The organism is Micromonospora sp. NPDC003241 (genome assembly GCF_053589795.1).
Genome location: NZ_JBSFSO010000029.1, coordinates 33,252 through 49,300 on the forward strand (window position 1 = coordinate 33,252; position 16,049 = coordinate 49,300).

Below are 16,049 nucleotides of genomic sequence, written 5' to 3' on the forward strand. Positions count from 1 at the left end.
TGCACGGCGGCGGCGGGCGGGGCAGGATGGGCGCATGGCATCCTCGGTTGAGATCCCGCTGGTAGGTGGCGAGGCGGACGGACAGCAGGTCACCGTCGAGCTGGACCCCAACGGCCGTCCCCCACTGACCCACCACCACCTGGGCTCGGGCGGCCTGGCCGGGGCAGACATCTACGAGCTGGAGTCGGTCGACGCCCAGAGCCAGCAGTGGCGCTACTGCTGGCGCGGCCCGGCCGTCTGATCCACCCGACGCACGACGCGGCCCACCGACCGAGCACACAGGTCAGGCGCCGACCTCGACCAGGGAACGGGTGCGCAGGTTCTCCAGCACCGACCGGGTGACCTGCGAGGTGCCCCGGGCCTCCTCGCAGACCTGGGCGACCCGCTGGGCGGTGGTCTCTCGCCGCTGGTCACGCTCGTCCCACAGTTGGTCGACCTCGGCCAGCAGCGGCCCCTCCACCTCCCGTTCCACGCCGCGCAGCGCCGGCACCCCGAGCCGCTGGGCCAGGTCGAAGACCTTTCCGGCGTACGGCAGGGGCAGGAACGGCGTACCCATCATCGCGGCGAAGATCAGGAAGTGCAGCCGCATGCCGACGGCCAGGTCGAAGTGGCGCATCAGCCCGAGTACCTGTTGCGGCGAGTAGGTGCCGTGCAGGATGCGTCCGCGCTCGGCGGCGATCATGTGCGAGAGCACCCCGTGCGAGTGCCGGATGTCGTCGCGCTCCATCGGGACGAACAGCACGTGCGCGTCGATCCGGTGCACCAGGAAGTCGCCGATCTGGGCCAGCAGCCGGTGGTAGCCGTCGACGTCGAGCCGTTCGGCGGCCCGACCGGGTTCCCGTACGCTCATGCCGACCAGCCGCTTGCCCGCCGGGACGCCCTCCTCGCGCAGCAGTTCCGCCGGGAAGTCCTCCGGTTCCAGCAGGAACGCCGGGTCGGCGGTGACGGTGATCGGGTTGAGCAGTCCGGCCTCCTCCAGCACCATCCGCGACTCCTGGTCGCGGACGGTCACCTGGGTGGCGCCGGCCAGCGTCTCCCGCACCATCCCGGTGTCGACCATCTCGCTGAGCGGCCCCACCCCCACCGCGTACGTGAGCAGCGGGAGGCCGCGTTCCTGGGCGACCCGCACCACACGCAGGTAGCGGCGGGCCTCCTTGTCGTAGAGGATGCCGCCGCCGCCCAGGATGAGCAGGTCGAGCTGCGACAGCACCAGGGCGGAGTCGGTACGGCTGACCCCCTCCCACGGCACCGCCTCGACATCCGGGTGCGCCAACGCGGTGTGCGCCGGGTTCCGTGAGAAGACGATGATCCGGGCGTTCGGCTCCTGTTCACGCAGGTCGGCCAGCAGGCCGGTGAGGATGGCCTCGTCACCGAGGTTGCGCCCGCCGTACGAGCCGAGCACGCCGATGGTCAGTCCGGCACGCGTCATCCGTCGCTCCTCCCCAGGTGCGTCCGCATCGACGTCTTCCCGCTGCACCGGCGAACAGTCCTCGCCGCGCCGGGGGCACCGCCCGAGCGGCGATCGGGGTTCAGGAGGGCTCGGCGGACAACCGGGACACCAGGGCGACGACCACGTCGTCGGGGTCGAACCCGGCGTCGATCGAGGGGGTGAGCAGGTCGAGCAGCAGCCCGTCCACGGCGTAGCGCAGCAGGGCCACCTCGAACGCGCCGCCGGGCAGCCCGGCGGCCAGTTGGTGCGCGACGTCGTCGCGGTAGCCCTGCCGCAGGGTGGCACCGAGGATCCGGGCGAGGTCGGGCCGACGGGCCGCCTCCAGGCGCAACTCGATCAGGGCACGGGTGAGTTCCGGCTGCCGGGTGGTCCGCTCGACGATGTACCGGACGTAGTCGGTGAGCAGGGCCGTGGAGGGTTCCCGGGCGGCCAGTCCGGCCACCACCGTCTCGTCGGGGGCGAAGCGCTCGAAGATCCGCTCGCCGAGCGCGCCGAGCAGGGCGTCCCGGGAGCGGAAGTAGTTGGAGGCGGTGCCGACCGGTACGCCCGCCTCGGTGTCGACGGCGCGGTGGGTGAGCCCCCGCGCGCCCTGCGCCGCCAGTACCCGCAGCCCGGCGTCCGCCAGGGCCGCTCGTCGCTCGGGGTTGCGTGCCATGGGGAGCACCCTAGCAACAACCACGACAGGTGTTGTAGTTTGGCGACAACCACAACATCCGTAGTGATTGGAGTACCGCTTGCGATCCCTCGTCTACTACGTCGCCAGCACGATCGACGGCTTCATCGCCGCCCCCGACGGGGCGTTCGACTTCTTCGGCCCCGACCCCGAGGTGGCGCAACACCTCGCCACGCACTGGCCGCAGACCTTCCCGACCTTCGCTCACGCACAGCTCGGCATCGACCGCCCGCAGGGCCGGTTCGACGCCGTCCTGATGGGCCGGGCCACCTACGAACCAGCCCTGAAGCTCGGCGTCGCCAGCCCGTACGCCCACCTGAAGCAGTACGTCTTCGCCCGCTCGCTGCCGCCGGTGGAGGATCCGGCGGTGGAGATCGTCTCCGACGACGCAGTCGCCTTCGTCCGCGACCTCAAGCAACGGTCCGGCGGCGACATCTGGCTCTGCGGCGGCGGCCAGCTCGCCGGCCAACTGCTGCCCGAGGTGGACGAACTGATGGTCAAGGTCAACCCGATCGTCGCGGGCAGCGGCATCCCGCTCGCCGACCGCTCGTTCGACCTGCAGCACTTCACCCTGGCCGACGCCACCCCCATCGGCGCGGGCGTGGTCATGCTGCACTACACCCGGTAGAGAGGGCTCGCCGGGCAGGTCGGCGAGGTGTCGGCGGCGCGGGTCAGTCCGGGGTGTGCAGGGTGTGGGTGAGGAACGGGAGCACCACCGTCGGCAGGGCGGGCGAGTCCACGATGTCGTAGTGGGTGAGCCCGGGCAGGACGGCCAGACGGGCGTCCGGCCGGTCCGCACCGTCCCAACCGGCGTCCCGGTGGCCGCCGCCGAGCAGACCGAAGAACTCCACCATGTGCGCGGGACGGATCGAGTCGGCGTCGGCGAAGACCAGCAGGGTGGGGGTGGTCAGCGCGGCCACCTCCGCGGACCAGTCGTACTCGCGGCGCAACAGCTCACCGGTCCGGGCCCAGAGCTTCGGCCAGTAGTCGGGGCGGGGCGCGACCTGCCGATAGAGCTCGTACGCGGGGATTCCCCGCATCCGCTCGCCGGCCGCCTCGTCGGGCTCCGGCATCCCGGCGAGCACCTCGGGGAACCAGCCCTGACGTCGGCACGGCGCGGAGACCACCACCAGCCGGCGGAGCAGGTGCCGGTGCTGGACCGCCAGCCGCAGGCCGACCCCGCCACCGAGGGAGAAGCCCAGCACGTCGACCGGCCCCAGACCCAGGTGGTCGATGAACGCGGCCACGTCGTCGGCCATCGACTCGTACCGCATCGGACGGTCGACGTCGGCGGTGCGTCCGTGACCCGGCAGGTCGACGCTGATCACCCGGCGGCGCTGCGCCAGCGCGGGCCGGATCGCGGCGAAGGTCTCCACCGCGCCGAACCCGCCGTGCAGCAGCACCAACGGCCGCCCGGTGCCGTGTGTCTCGTACCAGAACCGCACGTCGGCGACCTCGGCGTAGCCCACTCGCGCCCCTCCCCGTCCGCGTCGGCACCGACCCGACGACGACGGTACGCGGCACCTTCGCGGTCTCGGCTCCGATTGCCCGAGACCGCACCCCTGTCATCACGCGTCGACGAGTGATCCGCCCGCGCCCGGCTGGTGCTCGGGACCTGGTCGACACCCTGTTGGGCGCCTGTCGAGCTGAGAGCGTTGACGGATCGCGTGGAGCGGTCCCGGCCTGCGGCGCCCCCGCGCCCGGAGGCGCGATAGCGCAGACGGTTCAGCTCGACAGGCGCCGAACTAGGAACCAAGGAGGTCGCCGCCGACGTGCGTCTCGGACCAGGATCACACGCCAGCGACATCGAGCTATGACTATCGACCCCAGCGCTCGGCCGGTCGGCAGTCAGAGCCGGGTTCGCCGTAGACGACGTTGCCGGACGAGTCGGCGTAGCAGTGGTCGAACTCGTCGGACGGACGAAACAACAGGCGCCGGTCGATCTCGGCGCCTCCGGCGTCATAGCTGACCAACTCCGCGTCCTTCCTGACCCTGCCGCCCTCGGTGAGCAGGCCGAACACGCCGTCACTCAGCCGCGCCACCGTGGTGTGCCCGTCGCCGTGGTCGAGCACCAGCCGGTGCACCCGAGCGCTGACCCGGCCGGTCACGGCGACGTCACCGCCGGCGACTTCGGTCGACGTAAGAAGGAACCGCTGGACCGGGCCGGGCAACCAGGCCCGTAGCCGCCAATCGCGTTCCCCGCCATACCCCCCGCTGACCTCCCCGCCTGGCGACGTCGACACGTCACAGGTGAAGTAGCCGGTCTCCGTCAAGAACAGGGCAACGGCACGGTCGTCCTGCTCGGCGGCGACGGCCAGCTGGTCCATCGACACCGGGAACCGCTCCCGCTGCGCGTTCCACGACAGGCACTGCTCCATCGCCTGACGCAATGTCGGCGAAAGCTCGTCCGGCCCCATCGCCAGGTATCGCACGTCGTCGCCGTTCGGCGCGACGTTCACGCCGACCGCCACGGCCGCGGCCGCCGCCACGGCGGCGATCCCCAGTCGGACCCTCGCACGGGGTCGTGGCCGATGGATCGACCTCATCAGATCCGCCCGCATCCGCGCCGCACTGCCGGGCGGCAGATCCCGCTCGACCGGCGCGTCGAGAACATCCTTCATCGATTCGTCTCCTGCTCGTCGTCGTCTGATACCGTCCGTGCCAGCCGGGCTCGGGCCCGACTCACGCGCGAACGGACCGCGCCTTCACTGATTCCGAGGACTGCGGCTGCCTCGCTGTACGGCACGCCGGACCAGAGACACAGGGCAACCGCTTCGCGTTCGGCACGAGGGAGTCGGCGTACCACCGCCAGGATCTTGACCATCTGCCGTTCGTCGTCGAGCCGCGCGGCGACGTCGCCGGCCGGGTCCACGTCGGCCTCCCGCTCCGGCGGCGACCGACGCAGGGCCGCCCACCACCGCCGGCCCGAACGCCACTCGGTACGGGTCGCATTGGTGGCGACCACCAGCAGCCACGGCAACGCCGACCCGTCGACCAGACGCGCCTCACCCCGCCTACGCCAGGCGACCAGGAAGGTCGACTGCGTGACGTCCTCCGCGAGCGTCCACGAGCCCGTGAGCCGGAACGCGTGGTTGTACACCGCCCGGGAGTACCGGTCGAAGAGTCGACCGAAGGCGATCTCGTCACCGGCGGCGACAGCCGCCCAAAGATCTTGGTCAGACGGTTGAATCTGGCTCGTCACACCTGACTATCGCCGGCCGGGGCGAACCTGTTGCACGGCTCCTCGACGCCGACGGCCCGGAGAACTGGTCTCCGGGCCGTCGTTCGATCTGGTGGGCGCGGCAGGTTTCGAACCTGCGACCCCTCGCTTGTAAGGCGAGTGCTCTCCCGCTGAGCTACGCGCCCGGGACACCGTCCGGCCGAGCCGGCGGTTGGCAAGCCTACCCTGCCGCCCACCGGCCCATCCGGACGGTTACCACCGTTCGGGACGGGTCAGGCGCTGGCCTCGGCCAGGGCCTTGCGCCACCCGTGCTGGTTGCGCGGTTCGCCCGGCATGTTCATCTCGGCGAACCGGACCACGCCGTTCTTGTCGATGACGAAGGTGCCCCGGTTGGCGATGCCGGCGACCTCGTTGAAGACGCCGTACGCCTGGGCGACGGCACCGTGCGGCCAGAAGTCCGACAGCAGCGGGAACTGGTAGCCCTCGCGGTCCGCCCAGATCTTGTGGGCGTACACCGAGTCGACGCTGACGGTGAGCACCTGGACGTCGTCGCTGACGTACTCGTCGAGGTTGTCCCGCACCTCGCACAGCTCGCCCTGGCAGATGCCGGTGAAGGCCAGCGGGTAGAAGACCAGCAGGACGGTACGCCGGTCACGGAAGTCGGCGAGCCGTACCTCCTGGTTGTTCTGGTCCTTCAGCACGAAGTCCGGCGCCTCGGCACCAACCTCGATCGGCATGCGAGCTCCTTCGGGAGTCAGGTCGGGTCGGCCTCAGCCTGTCACACCGCTGAGCAGGGTCACTTCTTGCCCTTGGCGCCTCGGCGCAGCACGAGACGGGCCCCGCTCCAGTCCTTGCCGGCGTTGATGGTGGAGGTCTGTTGCAGGCCGGCGGTAGGTGCCGACTCGGCGACCTCACTCGGCTCCACGTGCCCGTCACGGCCGGCCTTGGGCGTCAACAGCCACACGACCCCGTTGTCGGCCAGGGGGCCGAGGGCGTCGACGAGGAGTTCGAAGAGATCACCGTCGCCGTCGCGGTACCACACCAGCACCGCGTCGACCACCTCGTCGGTGTCCTCGTCGACCAGATCACCACAACGGTCCGTCAGGGCGTCCCGGAGATCGGAGTCGACGTCGTCGTCGTAACCCATCTCCATGACGACCATCCCCGGCTCGATGCCGAACCGGTCCGCCAGGCTGCGTACCCCGTCGGCAGCCTGACCAGCGGTCGCGCTCACTGTCGCGTGCCTCCTCATCTCGTGGCGAGTTCGCGGCGTCCCCTCGAACGCCGTCAGGCAAAGTCCACACAGTTGTGCCCTCCGGCGCAAGTGGCGCACCGGGTGGAACGAAATTTACCGTGCCAGCAGCGTACGGGCACCCTGGGTGATGGCCTCCTCGGACACTAGGACCTGACGGGCAGCCGGACCTAATGGTACAAATGAGTCAACTGCTGCCACCCGTCGTGCCGCACCGACATAACCGGCATCGACCAGAGCGGCCAGCACTCCCTCACCCACCCCGCCGGAGCGCCGGGTCTCGTCCACCACCAGCACTCGGCCGGTCGCGGTGGCCTCCCGGATGAGATCGGCCACCGGCAGCGGGGCCAGCCAGCGCAGGTCCACCACCCGGGTGCCGACGCCCTCGTCGGCCAGCGCCGACGCGGCCCGCAACGACATGCGTACGCCGTTACCGAACGTGATGATGGTGACGTCCTCGGCCGAGCCGACGCCGTACACCCGGGCCCGCCCGACCGGCACGTGTGCGCCCGCCCAGGCGCCCGGCTCGGCGTACCCGGCCAGCCACTCCCCGTCGCCGTCGGTGTAGAGGTCGCGGGTGTGGTAGAGCCCGATCGGCTCCAGGAACACACAGACACTGCCGTCCACCGCCGCGCTCGCCAGGCAGGTCCGCAGCATCGCCGCCGCGTCGTCCGGTCGCGCGGGTACGGCGACCACCAGCCCGGGCACGTCCCGCAGCACCGCCACCGAGTTCTCGTTGTGGAAGTGCCCGCCGAAACCCTCCTGGTACGCCAGCCCGGCCACCCGCACCACCATCGGGTTGCGCAACGCGCCCTGCGAGAAGAACCTCATGGTGGCCGCCTCGCCACGCAACTGGTCCTCGGCGTTGTGCAGGTACGCCAGATACTGGATCTCGGGCACCGGCAGCATCCCGGCCAGCCCGGCACCGAGCCCCAGGCCGAGGATCGAGGTCTCGTCGAGCAACGTGTCGAAGACCCGGGCGACACCGAACCGGTCCCGCAGGCCCTTCGTCACCCCGTACACCCCGCCCTTGGCGGCGACGTCCTCGCCGAAGACGGCCATCTGCGGATGGTCGAGCAGCCCGTCGGTGAGCGCGGCGTTGATGCTCTGCGCCAGCGTCAGCGGGCCGACCAGCTCCGGCGGCTTGCCGCCGAACGCCTCGACCCGCGCGCCCGCGCCCGGACCGGCCGCCCGGTCGCCCGCCTCGGCCACCGCACGGGCCACCCGCAGCGGTCGGCGGGGCGCCAGCGGGGCGACCACCTCGGCCGGGCTGGCCAGCTTCGGCTCGTCGAGTACCCCCTCGGCCAGCCGACGGATCCGCCAGCCGACCTCGTCGTAGCGGTCCAGCAGCTCCGCGCCGCTGGCCAGGCCCGCCTCGACCAACCGTCGGGCGGTGGCCACCAGCGGATCCCGGTCCAGGTCGGCACGGATCTCCCCGGCCGACCGGTACGCGCTCTCGGCGTCCGCGCCCGCGTGCCCCATCAACCGCACCGTGGTCAGGTGCAGGACGGCCGGACGCCGGTGCCGACGTACCCAGGCCGCCGCCTCGACCGCCACCTCGTACGTCTCGACCAGGTCCGTGCCGTCGGCGGCGAAGTATCGCACCCCCGGCTTCGACCGCAGCGCCGTCGCCACCCAGCCCTGCGGGGACCGCAGGCTCAGTCCCAGGCCGTTGTCCTCGCACACGAACAGCACCGGGATGCGCAGGCCGGTGTGGTCGTACCAGCCGGCGGTGTTGAAGGCGGCGGTGGCGCTGGCGTGGTTGATCGAGGCATCCCCGAACGAGCAGACCACGATCGCGTCGGGTGCCCACGTCGCCGCCGCGGGCGTCTCCCCCGGCCAGGTCGGCTCCGGCCGCGTCTCCAGCCGACGCAGCCGCTCCACCGCCAGGCCCATGCCGACCGCCCGGGGCAGGTGCGAGGCGACCGTCGAGGTGGTCGGCACCACGGCGAGGTCGGCCCGACCGAAGACCTTGTGCCGGCCTCCGGCGATCGGCTCCTCCCGCGAGGCCACCATCCCGCGCAGCACGTCCCGGGCCGCGTCCGCGTACCCCGGGTCCAGCGCCCGCGCGCCAACCGACCCGCCCCCCGCCGGCCCCGGCACCGCAGCGCCCTCGGCGGGTTCGGCACCGTCGGCCGGTGCGACATCATCCGCGGGCGCTTCGCCCTCCTCAGCCGGTTCGACATCGTCCTGGGTCGGCTCGGTGTCCTCGGCCGGATCGGAATCGCGGGCAGTCGGCTCGGGATCGCCGTCAGCCGGTGCGGCGGCGTCGACCCGCCCGGACTCCCGCATCGCGTCGCCGGCAACCGGAGGCGGCGTGGCGAACGCGTCGGCGGTGCGCTCGCCGCCGATGTCGGGCGGGTCCGCGTCGGGCTCCCGGTCGGTGTCGGGCTCCGCGTTGCGGGCGGCCTGAGCGGCCCGTACGCAGTAGAACGCGCCGGAGCGGTAGTGCAGCAGGGCCGGGTCGGTGGGGCGCAGCGCCGCGGCGACCCCGGCGTTGCCTTCGTGCCCGGCCGAGCCGATCGTGTAGTAGCCCTCACCGAAGCTGCGGAGCCAGCGCCCAGCGAGGTCGAGTTGGCGGCTGGTGACCTGGGCGTCGAAGAGGTCCAACAGCTCTGCGCCGGTCAGCGTGGCACCGTCGGCCACCGGCTGTGCCGGGTCGGCGCGGCGCCCCGGCGCGGCGAGGGCGGCCAGGGCCTCCCGGAACCGGTCGTCGAGATCCTGCGGGGTGGTCACGTCCGACAGCATTACCGACCGAGGCACGCCTCGCCCACCTGAGCACGTTTCACGCACCTGGGACGGCGCGGCGCATCGGACCGTACGGCCCAGGCGGTGGCACCGACCAGGGGTGGGCCGTCCGTCGGGTGGAGGATGCCCGGCCCACCGTTGGCCCGAGTGACCGGCCTCAGACGCCGAACTGCTCCGGGCAGCCGCCGTCGGAGACCTTCCAGACCAGCTCGCCGAGGACCGCCAACTCCGCCGTGCTGAGCCCGGCCAGCAGTCGTGAGTCGGACAGCACCTCGTGGACCCGGTCCCGCATCCGTCGGCCCGCCTCGGTCACCACCAGCGTCCGCTGCCGCCGGTCGGCCGGGTCGGCGCGGCGCTCCACCAGCCCGGCCCGCTCCAGCTTGTCGACCAGCGCGGTCACGTTGGACCGGTCGCAGCGCAGCTGCTCGGCCAGCTCGCGGGCGGGCAGCGGGTGATCCGGGTCCAGCTCGTAGAGCGCGCGGGCGACCGCCGGGGTCAGCCCCAACGCGGCGATCTCGGTGTCCTGGTGGTGCCGCAGGGCGGCGGCCACGTGCATGATCCGCCGGACCGTGTCGCCGGCCACCCGGGAGCGGTCGGCCCGACCCGGGCCGACCAGGGTGACGGGTGGTCGCGGCATGGTCGGATTCTACGTTCCGGCCGGATTCGGGCAGCTCCACCGTTACGCCGGTGTGGTGGTCAGCCGGGCAGGAAGGAGAAGCGGACCTGCCGGCTGGTGTTGTCGCCGTTGGTGTCGACCAGGCAGACCGACTGCCAGGTGCCGAGGGCGAGCCGGCCGCCGAGCACGGGCAGCGTCGCGTACGGGGCGACGAAGGCGGGCAGCACGTGGTCGCGGCCGTGCCCGGGCGACCCGTGCCGGTGCTGCCACCGGTCGTCGGTGGGCAGCAGGGCGTCCAGTGCGGTGAGCAGGTCGTCGTCGGAGCCGGCGCCGGTCTCGATGATGGCCACCCCGGCGGTGGCGTGCGGCACGAACACGTGCAGCAGTCCGTCGCCCTGCCCGGCGAGGAACTGCTCGGCCTCGGCGGTGATGTCCCGGACGGTCGGCCGGGAACCGGTCCGGATGCTGATCACCTCACTACGCATACCCCTCATTCTGCCCGGTTACGAGATCTTGTACCGGCGCGCTCGGCGGCGTTTCCTGGCAAGATCGTCTACGACCCGTCGCGGCCTGCGCGGCGACCTGAAGTTACTGGTCGGTACGTGTGTCGAGCGTCGCCCTTGGGCCGGGTGGACGTGACGGCGAGTGCCGCGACGGGGCAGGATGGCGCTAGAGACCTATCCCACACACAACCGAGGGAACGCCTGTGGCTACGGAACGCAAGCGCCCGGTGATCACGGCCGGACTGCCGAGCCAGCTTCCGGATACCGACCCTGAAGAGACCAGCGAATGGGTCGAGTCGCTCGACGGTGTCATCGATGATCGTGGCACCAAGCGGGCGCGTTACGTGATGCTGCGCCTGTTGGAGCGCGCCCGTGAGCGCCAGGTCGGCGTACCGTCGCTGACCACCACCGACTACCTCAACACGATCCCGCCGGAGCGCGAACCCTGGTTCCCGGGTGACGAGCACATCGAGCGCCGGATCCGGGCGTACGTGCGGTGGAACGCGGCGATGCTGGTGCACCGTGCGCAGCGTCCCGAGATCGGCGTCGGCGGGCACATCTCCACCTTCGCCAGCTCGGCCTCGCTGTACGAGGTGGGCTTCAACCACTTCTTCCGGGGCAAGAACCACCCGGGTGGCGGCGATCAGCTCTTCTACCAGGGGCACGCCTCCCCCGGTATGTACGCCCGGGCGTTCCTCGAGGGCCGACTGAGCGAGAACCAGCTCGACGGCTTCCGGCAGGAGCTGTCGCACCCCGGCGGCGGCCTGCCGTCGTACCCGCACCCCCGGCTGATGCCGAACTTCTGGGAGTTCCCCACCGTCTCGATGGGGCTCGGCGGACTGAACGCCATCTACCAGGCCCGGTTCAACCGCTACCTCCAGCACCGGGGCATCAAGGACACCTCCGACCAGCACGTCTGGGCCTTCCTCGGCGACGGCGAGATGGACGAGCCGGAGACCCTGGGCGCGATCGGCGTGGCCGCCCGGGAGGAGCTGGACAACCTCACCTTCGTGATCAACTGCAACCTCCAGCGCCTGGACGGTCCGGTCCGCGGCAACGGCAAGGTCATGCAGGAGCTGGAGGCGTTCTTCCGGGGCGCCGGCTGGAACGTCATCAAGGTGGTCTGGGGCCGGGAGTGGGACCCGCTGCTCGCCGCCGACACCGACGGCGCGCTGGTCAACCTGATGAACACCACGCCGGACGGCGACTACCAGACCTACAAGGCGGAGTCCGGCGCGTACGTCCGGGAGCACTTCTTCGGTCGGGACGCGCGGACCCGCAAGATGGTCGACGGCCTGAGCGACGACGAGATCTGGAACCTCAAGCGGGGCGGACACGACTACCGCAAGCTCTACGCGGCCTACAAGGCGGCGACGGAGCACACCGGGCAGCCGACGGTGATCCTGGCCAAGACGATCAAGGGCTGGACGCTCGGTCAGCACTTCGAGGGCCGCAACGCCACGCACCAGATGAAGAAGCTGACGCTGGACGACCTCAAGATGTTCCGCGACCGGCTCTATCTGGACATCCCGGACTCGGCGCTGGAGGACAACCCGTACCTGCCGCCGTACTACCGGCCGGACGAGAAGTCCGACGAGATGCAGTACCTGCACGAGCGGCGCAAGCAGCTCGGCGGCTACCTGCCGAGCCGGCGGACCAAGGCCAAGACCCTGGCCATTCCCGGCAGCGAGCGCTTCGCCGACGTCAAGCGGGGCTCGGGCAAGCAGAAGGTGGCCACCACGATGGCCTTCGTCCGGCTGCTCAAGGACCTGATGAAGGACAAGCAGTTCGGCAAGCGCTGGGTGCCGATCATCCCGGACGAGGCGCGCACCTTCGGCCTGGACTCGATCTTCCCGACCGCCAAGATCTACTCGCCGCACGGCCAGCGGTACACCTCGGTCGACCGGGAGCTGTTCCTGTCGTACAAGGAGTCCACCACCGGTCAGATCCTGCACGAGGGCATCAACGAGGCCGGTTCGGTCGCCTCGTTCACCGCCGCCGGCTCGTCGTACGCCACGCACGACGAACCGATGATCCCGATGTACATCTTCTACTCGATGTTCGGGTTCCAGCGCACCGGTGACGGTTTCTGGGCGGCGGCCGACCAGATGGCCCGTGGCTTCGTGCTCGGCGCCACCGCCGGTCGCACCACGCTCAACGGTGAGGGCCTCCAGCACGAGGACGGCCACTCGCTGCTGCTCGCGGCCACGAACCCGGCCGTCGTCGCGTACGACCCGGCGTTCGCGTTCGAGATCGCGCACATCGTGGAGAACGGCCTGCACCGGATGTACGGCGAGGAGCAGGAGAACATCTTCTACTACCTCACCATCTACAACGAGCCGATCCACCAGCCGGCCGAGCCGGAGGGTGTGGACGCCGAGGGCATCGTCAAGGGCATCTACCGCTACGCGGCGGCCCCGACGGTGGAGGGCGACGCCCCCCGGGCCAACGTGCTCGCCTCCGGCACCGGCATGCAGTGGGCGCTCAAGGCGCAGCAGTTGCTCGCCCAGGACTGGGGGGTGGCCGCCGACGTCTGGTCGGTGACCTCCTGGACCGAGCTGCGGCGGGACGCGGTCGAGTGCGAGGCGTACAACCTCCTGCACCCGGGCACGGAGCAGCGGGTGCCGTACATCCAGCAGAAGCTGGCCGACGCCGACGGGCCGAAGGTCGCGGTCAGCGACTGGATGCGCGCGGTGCCGGACCTGATCTCCCGCTGGGTGCCGGGCGACTGGACCTCGCTGGGCACCGACGGCTTCGGCCTGTCGGACACCCGGCACGCGCTACGTCGGCACTTCCGCGTCGACGCCGAGTCGATCGCGGTCGCCACGCTGCGGCAGCTCGCGCTGCGTGGCGTCGTACCGGCGCACGTACCGGCCGAAGCGGCCAAGAAGTACGCCATCGACGACGTGAACGCCGCCCCGGTCGGCGAGACCGGCGGCGACAGCTAGTACCGCACGCACTGAAAGAGGGCCCGGCGCATATGCGCCGGGCCCTCTTTCGCGCTGTACGTGGCACGGCGGGGGTGCGGTGAAAGGAAGGGCCCCCTGCTAACGCCTCGTGCATAGCAGGGGTCCCCTCCTAACACGCAGGCACGCGCGCGCACCGCGAGCGCCGAGAACGGCGGCGACGTCCGGATCCGACCGCACGGCGGGTGCCGAGCCCACCGGGCGGGGCCTCGTCGACGTCCCGGTATGACACAGGCGAGCTCGGGAGGCGACTTCCCCCCGTAACATCACCAATCCATAATCGTCGATAGGCATCCGGCTTCCGCACGGGCACCACGCCGGCCCGGTGGACTCCCCCTGTCGCGCCGTCCTCCGCCGGCTCGGACGCCGTCCGCCCCCGCGCGACGAGAGGGAGCACAGATGCGAATCGTCCGGATCGGCCTGGCCCTGGCCGTCGGCGCACTGGTGGTGTCGACGCTCGGACCCGGCTCGCCCTCGGTGGCACACGATCCCGCCACCCCCGCCGGGCGGGCCTCGGCCCAGGAGTTCATGGCACAGCGTGAACCGACCCAGCAGTTGGTCGCCGCCGCGGCGACGGCCTGCACGAACGGCCAGGCGGCGGGTTACCCGTGTCGCAACGTCGATTTGCTGTCGTTCCTGCCGCTGACGAGCATCGGCGGCAGCCAGGCGAACGACATCTGGGGCTGGACCGACCCCCAGACCCGCAAGGAGTACGCGATCGTCGGTCGCCGCAACGGCACCTCCTTCGTGGACATCTCGAACCCGACCGCGCCGGTCTATCTCGGCAACCTGCCCGCGTACCAGAACCGCACGGCGGTCTGGCGGGACATCAAGGTCTACCGCGACCACGCGTACGTGGTGGCGGACGTGTCCGGGCACGGCATGCAGGTGTTCGACCTGACCCGGTTGCGGGGCGTCACCACGCCGCAGACCTGGACGACCAACGCGCAGTACAACCAGTTCGGCAACTCGCACAACATCGCCATCAACGAGCAGACCGGCTTCGCGTACGCGGTCGGCACCAACACGTGCAGCGGCGGCCTGCACATGGTCGACATCCGGACCCCGAAGTCCCCGGCGTACGCCGGCTGCGTCAGCAACGACGGATACACCCACGACACCCAGTGCGTGGTGTACCGGGGTCCCGACACCGCCCACACCGGCCGGGAGATCTGTGTCAGCTCCAACGAAGACACCGTCACCGTGGTGGACGTGACCAGCAAGTCCGCTCCGCGGCAGTTGGCCCGCATCGGGTACACCGGCCGGGCGTACACCCACCAGGGCTGGTTCACCGAGGACCAGAGGTACTTCCTGCTCGACGACGAGCTGGACGAGTCCCGGCGCGGGGTCAACACCCAGACCTACATCTGGGACCTGGCCGACCTGGACGCGCCCCGGCACATCGGCACCTACAGCGCGCCCTCCGGTGTCGCCGCCACCGACCACAACCAGTACGTCAAGGGACGGTACAGCTACCAGGCCAACTACCGGGCCGGGTTGCGCATCCTGGACCTCGGCGACGTGGCCGCCGGTCGGGCCACCGAGGCCGGCTTCTTCGACGTCTACCCGTCCAGCAACAGTTCCTCGATGAACGGGGCCTGGAGCACCTACCCGTACTTCCCGAGCGGTGTCGTCGTGGTCAGCGGCATCGAACAGGGGCTGTTCGTGTTGCAGCCCCGGCTGCCGTGACGACGACCAGCCAGGGGCCGACGGCGAACGCCGTCGGCCCCGTCGACGTGCCGCCCGATCCGGAGTACCCGGCCGGTCCCGGCGTCCCGGTGCCGACGGCAGGCCCGGGGACCCGTTACGCGGCGATCGCGCTGGTGCTCGCGCTGTCCCTGACGGTCGGCTTCTTCGCCGGCCGGGCCGGTGGTCCGAGCGGCGGTCCGGCCCGGCCGACCGCTGCGATGGCGGGCGGGCACGCGGGCCACGGTCCGGGTGGGCTGGAGGTCTCGCGGGACGGCTGGACGCTGGCGCTGCACACGTCGGCCCTGACCGTCGGCGAGCCGAACGACCTGGCCTTCCAGATCACCGACCAGACCGGTGTCGCGCTGACCGCGTTCCAGGAGAACCACGAGCGCCGGATGCACCTGATCCTCGTCGGGCGTGACCTCTCCGGATATCAACACCTGCACCCGGAGATGTCGCCCGACGGCACCTGGCGGGTGCGGGTAACACCGTCGGCACCCGGCCCGTTGCGGGTGATCGCCGACTTCTGGCCGCTCGGCGCCCAGGCGGGGGTCACCCTCGGGACCGACGTGCCGGTTCCCGGCCGGTACGCGGTCCGGCCGCTCGATCCGCCCGAGGAGACGGTCCTGGTCGACGACTACACGGTCACCCTGGACGGCGGCCTGCGCGCCGGCGAGTCCCACCAGGTGCTGGTCTGGCTCGGTCGCCTCGGGCAGCCGGTGAACGACCTGCAACCGCACCTGGGCGCGTACGGGCATCTGGTCGCGTTGCGTCAGGGCGACGTGGCGTACCTACACGTCCATCCGGCGGCGGCCAGCCAGGCCAGTTCGGTGGTGGCGTTCGGCATCACCGTGCCGTCGACGGGCACCTATCGATTGTTCTTCGAGTTCCGACACCTCGACGAGGTACGCGTCGCGGCCTTCACCGTGGTCGTGTAGGGGCGTCGAAAACGGTGGCGGCCCGGGTGCACC

The 16,049-nt window shown here is 71.2% G+C and carries 15 protein-coding genes and 1 tRNA gene; 5 read left to right on the top strand and 11 right to left on the bottom strand.

The genetic code is table 11. The annotated features are described in order from the left end of the window. Positions 1–34: 34 nt before the first annotated feature. Complete coding sequence (locus ACWDVW_RS21660) at positions 35–241, top strand: hypothetical protein (RefSeq protein ID WP_350698462.1); 207 nt, start codon at positions 35–37, stop codon at positions 239–241. A 42-nt stretch (positions 242–283) separates the two neighbouring features. On the opposite strand, the gene ACWDVW_RS21665 is transcribed toward ACWDVW_RS21660, so the two are convergent. Together ACWDVW_RS21665 and ACWDVW_RS21670 are read right to left on the bottom strand one after the other, a co-directional pair. Beyond that, the gene (locus ACWDVW_RS21665) at positions 284–1,429 is read right to left on the bottom strand and encodes a polysaccharide pyruvyl transferase family protein (RefSeq protein WP_449951665.1); all 1,146 of its coding nucleotides are present in this window, start codon (positions 1,427–1,429) and stop codon (positions 284–286) included. A 100-nt stretch (positions 1,430–1,529) separates the two neighbouring features. Next, entirely contained in the window at positions 1,530–2,105 is a 576-nt protein-coding gene (locus ACWDVW_RS21670; RefSeq protein WP_449951668.1) for a TetR/AcrR family transcriptional regulator, read from the bottom strand. A 79-nt stretch (positions 2,106–2,184) separates the two neighbouring features. Between ACWDVW_RS21670 and ACWDVW_RS21675 the strand changes: the two genes are divergently transcribed. Continuing rightward, on the top strand, positions 2,185–2,751 hold the full coding sequence (locus ACWDVW_RS21675; protein ID WP_449951670.1) for a dihydrofolate reductase family protein: 567 nt from the start codon (positions 2,185–2,187) through the stop codon (positions 2,749–2,751). Between the two features lie 43 nt (positions 2,752–2,794). Here ACWDVW_RS21675 and ACWDVW_RS21680 read toward each other — a convergent pair whose 3' ends face one another. The 9 genes from ACWDVW_RS21680 to ACWDVW_RS21720 all read right to left on the bottom strand — a co-directional run bounded on the left by ACWDVW_RS21680 (position 2,795) and on the right by ACWDVW_RS21720 (position 10,405). Continuing rightward, positions 2,795–3,592, bottom strand: a complete 798-nt coding sequence (locus ACWDVW_RS21680; protein ID WP_449951673.1) for an alpha/beta fold hydrolase — start codon at positions 3,590–3,592, stop codon at positions 2,795–2,797. A gap of 348 nt (positions 3,593–3,940) precedes the next feature. Further along, positions 3,941–4,744, bottom strand: a complete 804-nt coding sequence (locus ACWDVW_RS21685) for a hypothetical protein (RefSeq protein WP_449951675.1) — start codon at positions 4,742–4,744, stop codon at positions 3,941–3,943. Further along, complete coding sequence (locus tag ACWDVW_RS21690; RefSeq protein WP_449951678.1) at positions 4,741–5,325, bottom strand: RNA polymerase sigma factor; 585 nt, start codon at positions 5,323–5,325, stop codon at positions 4,741–4,743. Before ACWDVW_RS21690 ends, ACWDVW_RS21685 begins: the two co-directional genes overlap by 4 nt. 89 nt (positions 5,326–5,414) lie before the next feature. Then, positions 5,415–5,489: transfer RNA gene (locus ACWDVW_RS21695), tRNA-Val, on the bottom strand. 87 nt (positions 5,490–5,576) lie between these two features. Then, on the bottom strand, positions 5,577–6,041 hold the full coding sequence (locus tag ACWDVW_RS21700; RefSeq protein WP_449951680.1) for a peroxiredoxin: 465 nt from the start codon (positions 6,039–6,041) through the stop codon (positions 5,577–5,579). 59 nt (positions 6,042–6,100) lie between these two features. Then, a complete protein-coding gene (locus ACWDVW_RS21705) occupies positions 6,101–6,538 on the bottom strand; it encodes a DUF3052 domain-containing protein (RefSeq protein WP_350698451.1) in 438 nt (145 codons plus the stop codon). Positions 6,539–6,652: 114 nt separating this feature from the next. Beyond that, positions 6,653–9,079 carry a thiamine pyrophosphate-dependent enzyme gene (locus tag ACWDVW_RS21710; protein WP_449951768.1) on the bottom strand — a complete coding sequence of 809 codons (2,427 nt, stop codon included), beginning with the start codon at positions 9,077–9,079 and terminating at the stop codon, positions 6,653–6,655. 382 nt (positions 9,080–9,461) lie between these two features. Continuing rightward, entirely contained in the window at positions 9,462–9,941 is a 480-nt protein-coding gene (locus ACWDVW_RS21715) for a MarR family winged helix-turn-helix transcriptional regulator (RefSeq protein WP_449951683.1), read from the bottom strand. Between the two features lie 59 nt (positions 9,942–10,000). After that, positions 10,001–10,405 (bottom strand): YjbQ family protein, encoded by a 405-nt coding sequence (locus tag ACWDVW_RS21720; protein ID WP_396750364.1) that lies wholly within the window; start codon positions 10,403–10,405, stop codon positions 10,001–10,003. 221 nt (positions 10,406–10,626) lie between these two features. Here ACWDVW_RS21720 and aceE point away from each other — a divergent pair, with 221 nt between their 5' ends. The 3 genes from aceE (at position 10,627) to ACWDVW_RS21735 (ending at position 16,016) form a co-directional block, all read left to right on the top strand. After that, positions 10,627–13,371 (top strand): pyruvate dehydrogenase (acetyl-transferring), homodimeric type, encoded by a 2,745-nt coding sequence (gene aceE, locus ACWDVW_RS21725; protein WP_449951686.1) that lies wholly within the window; start codon positions 10,627–10,629, stop codon positions 13,369–13,371. Positions 13,372–13,788: 417 nt separating this feature from the next. After that, positions 13,789–15,078: a choice-of-anchor B family protein gene (locus tag ACWDVW_RS21730; RefSeq protein WP_449951688.1), complete on the top strand. Its 1,290-nt coding sequence runs from the start codon at positions 13,789–13,791 to the stop codon at positions 15,076–15,078. Beyond that, on the top strand, positions 15,075–16,016 hold the full coding sequence (locus ACWDVW_RS21735) for a hypothetical protein (protein WP_449951691.1): 942 nt from the start codon (positions 15,075–15,077) through the stop codon (positions 16,014–16,016). The genes ACWDVW_RS21730 and ACWDVW_RS21735 overlap by 4 nt, the downstream gene beginning before the upstream one ends. Positions 16,017–16,049 lie beyond the last annotated feature (33 nt).

Bases quoted from the DNA above. Each gene is read 5' to 3' on its own strand.
- ACWDVW_RS21715 (WP_449951683.1), bottom strand. From the start codon at position 9,941: ATGCCGCGACCACCCGTCACCCTGGTCGGCCCGGGTCGGGCCGACCGC.
- ACWDVW_RS21660 (WP_350698462.1), top strand. From the start codon at position 35: ATGGCATCCTCGGTTGAGATCCCGCTGGTAGGTGGCGAGGCGGACGGA.
- ACWDVW_RS21670 (WP_449951668.1), bottom strand. From the start codon at position 2,105: ATGGCACGCAACCCCGAGCGACGAGCGGCCCTGGCGGACGCCGGGCTG.
- ACWDVW_RS21700 (WP_449951680.1), bottom strand. From the start codon at position 6,041: ATGCCGATCGAGGTTGGTGCCGAGGCGCCGGACTTCGTGCTGAAGGAC.
- ACWDVW_RS21665 (WP_449951665.1), bottom strand. From the start codon at position 1,429: ATGACGCGTGCCGGACTGACCATCGGCGTGCTCGGCTCGTACGGCGGG.
- ACWDVW_RS21720 (WP_396750364.1), bottom strand. From the start codon at position 10,405: ATGCGTAGTGAGGTGATCAGCATCCGGACCGGTTCCCGGCCGACCGTC.
- ACWDVW_RS21730 (WP_449951688.1), top strand. From the start codon at position 13,789: ATGCGAATCGTCCGGATCGGCCTGGCCCTGGCCGTCGGCGCACTGGTG.
- ACWDVW_RS21685 (WP_449951675.1), bottom strand. From the start codon at position 4,744: ATGAAGGATGTTCTCGACGCGCCGGTCGAGCGGGATCTGCCGCCCGGC.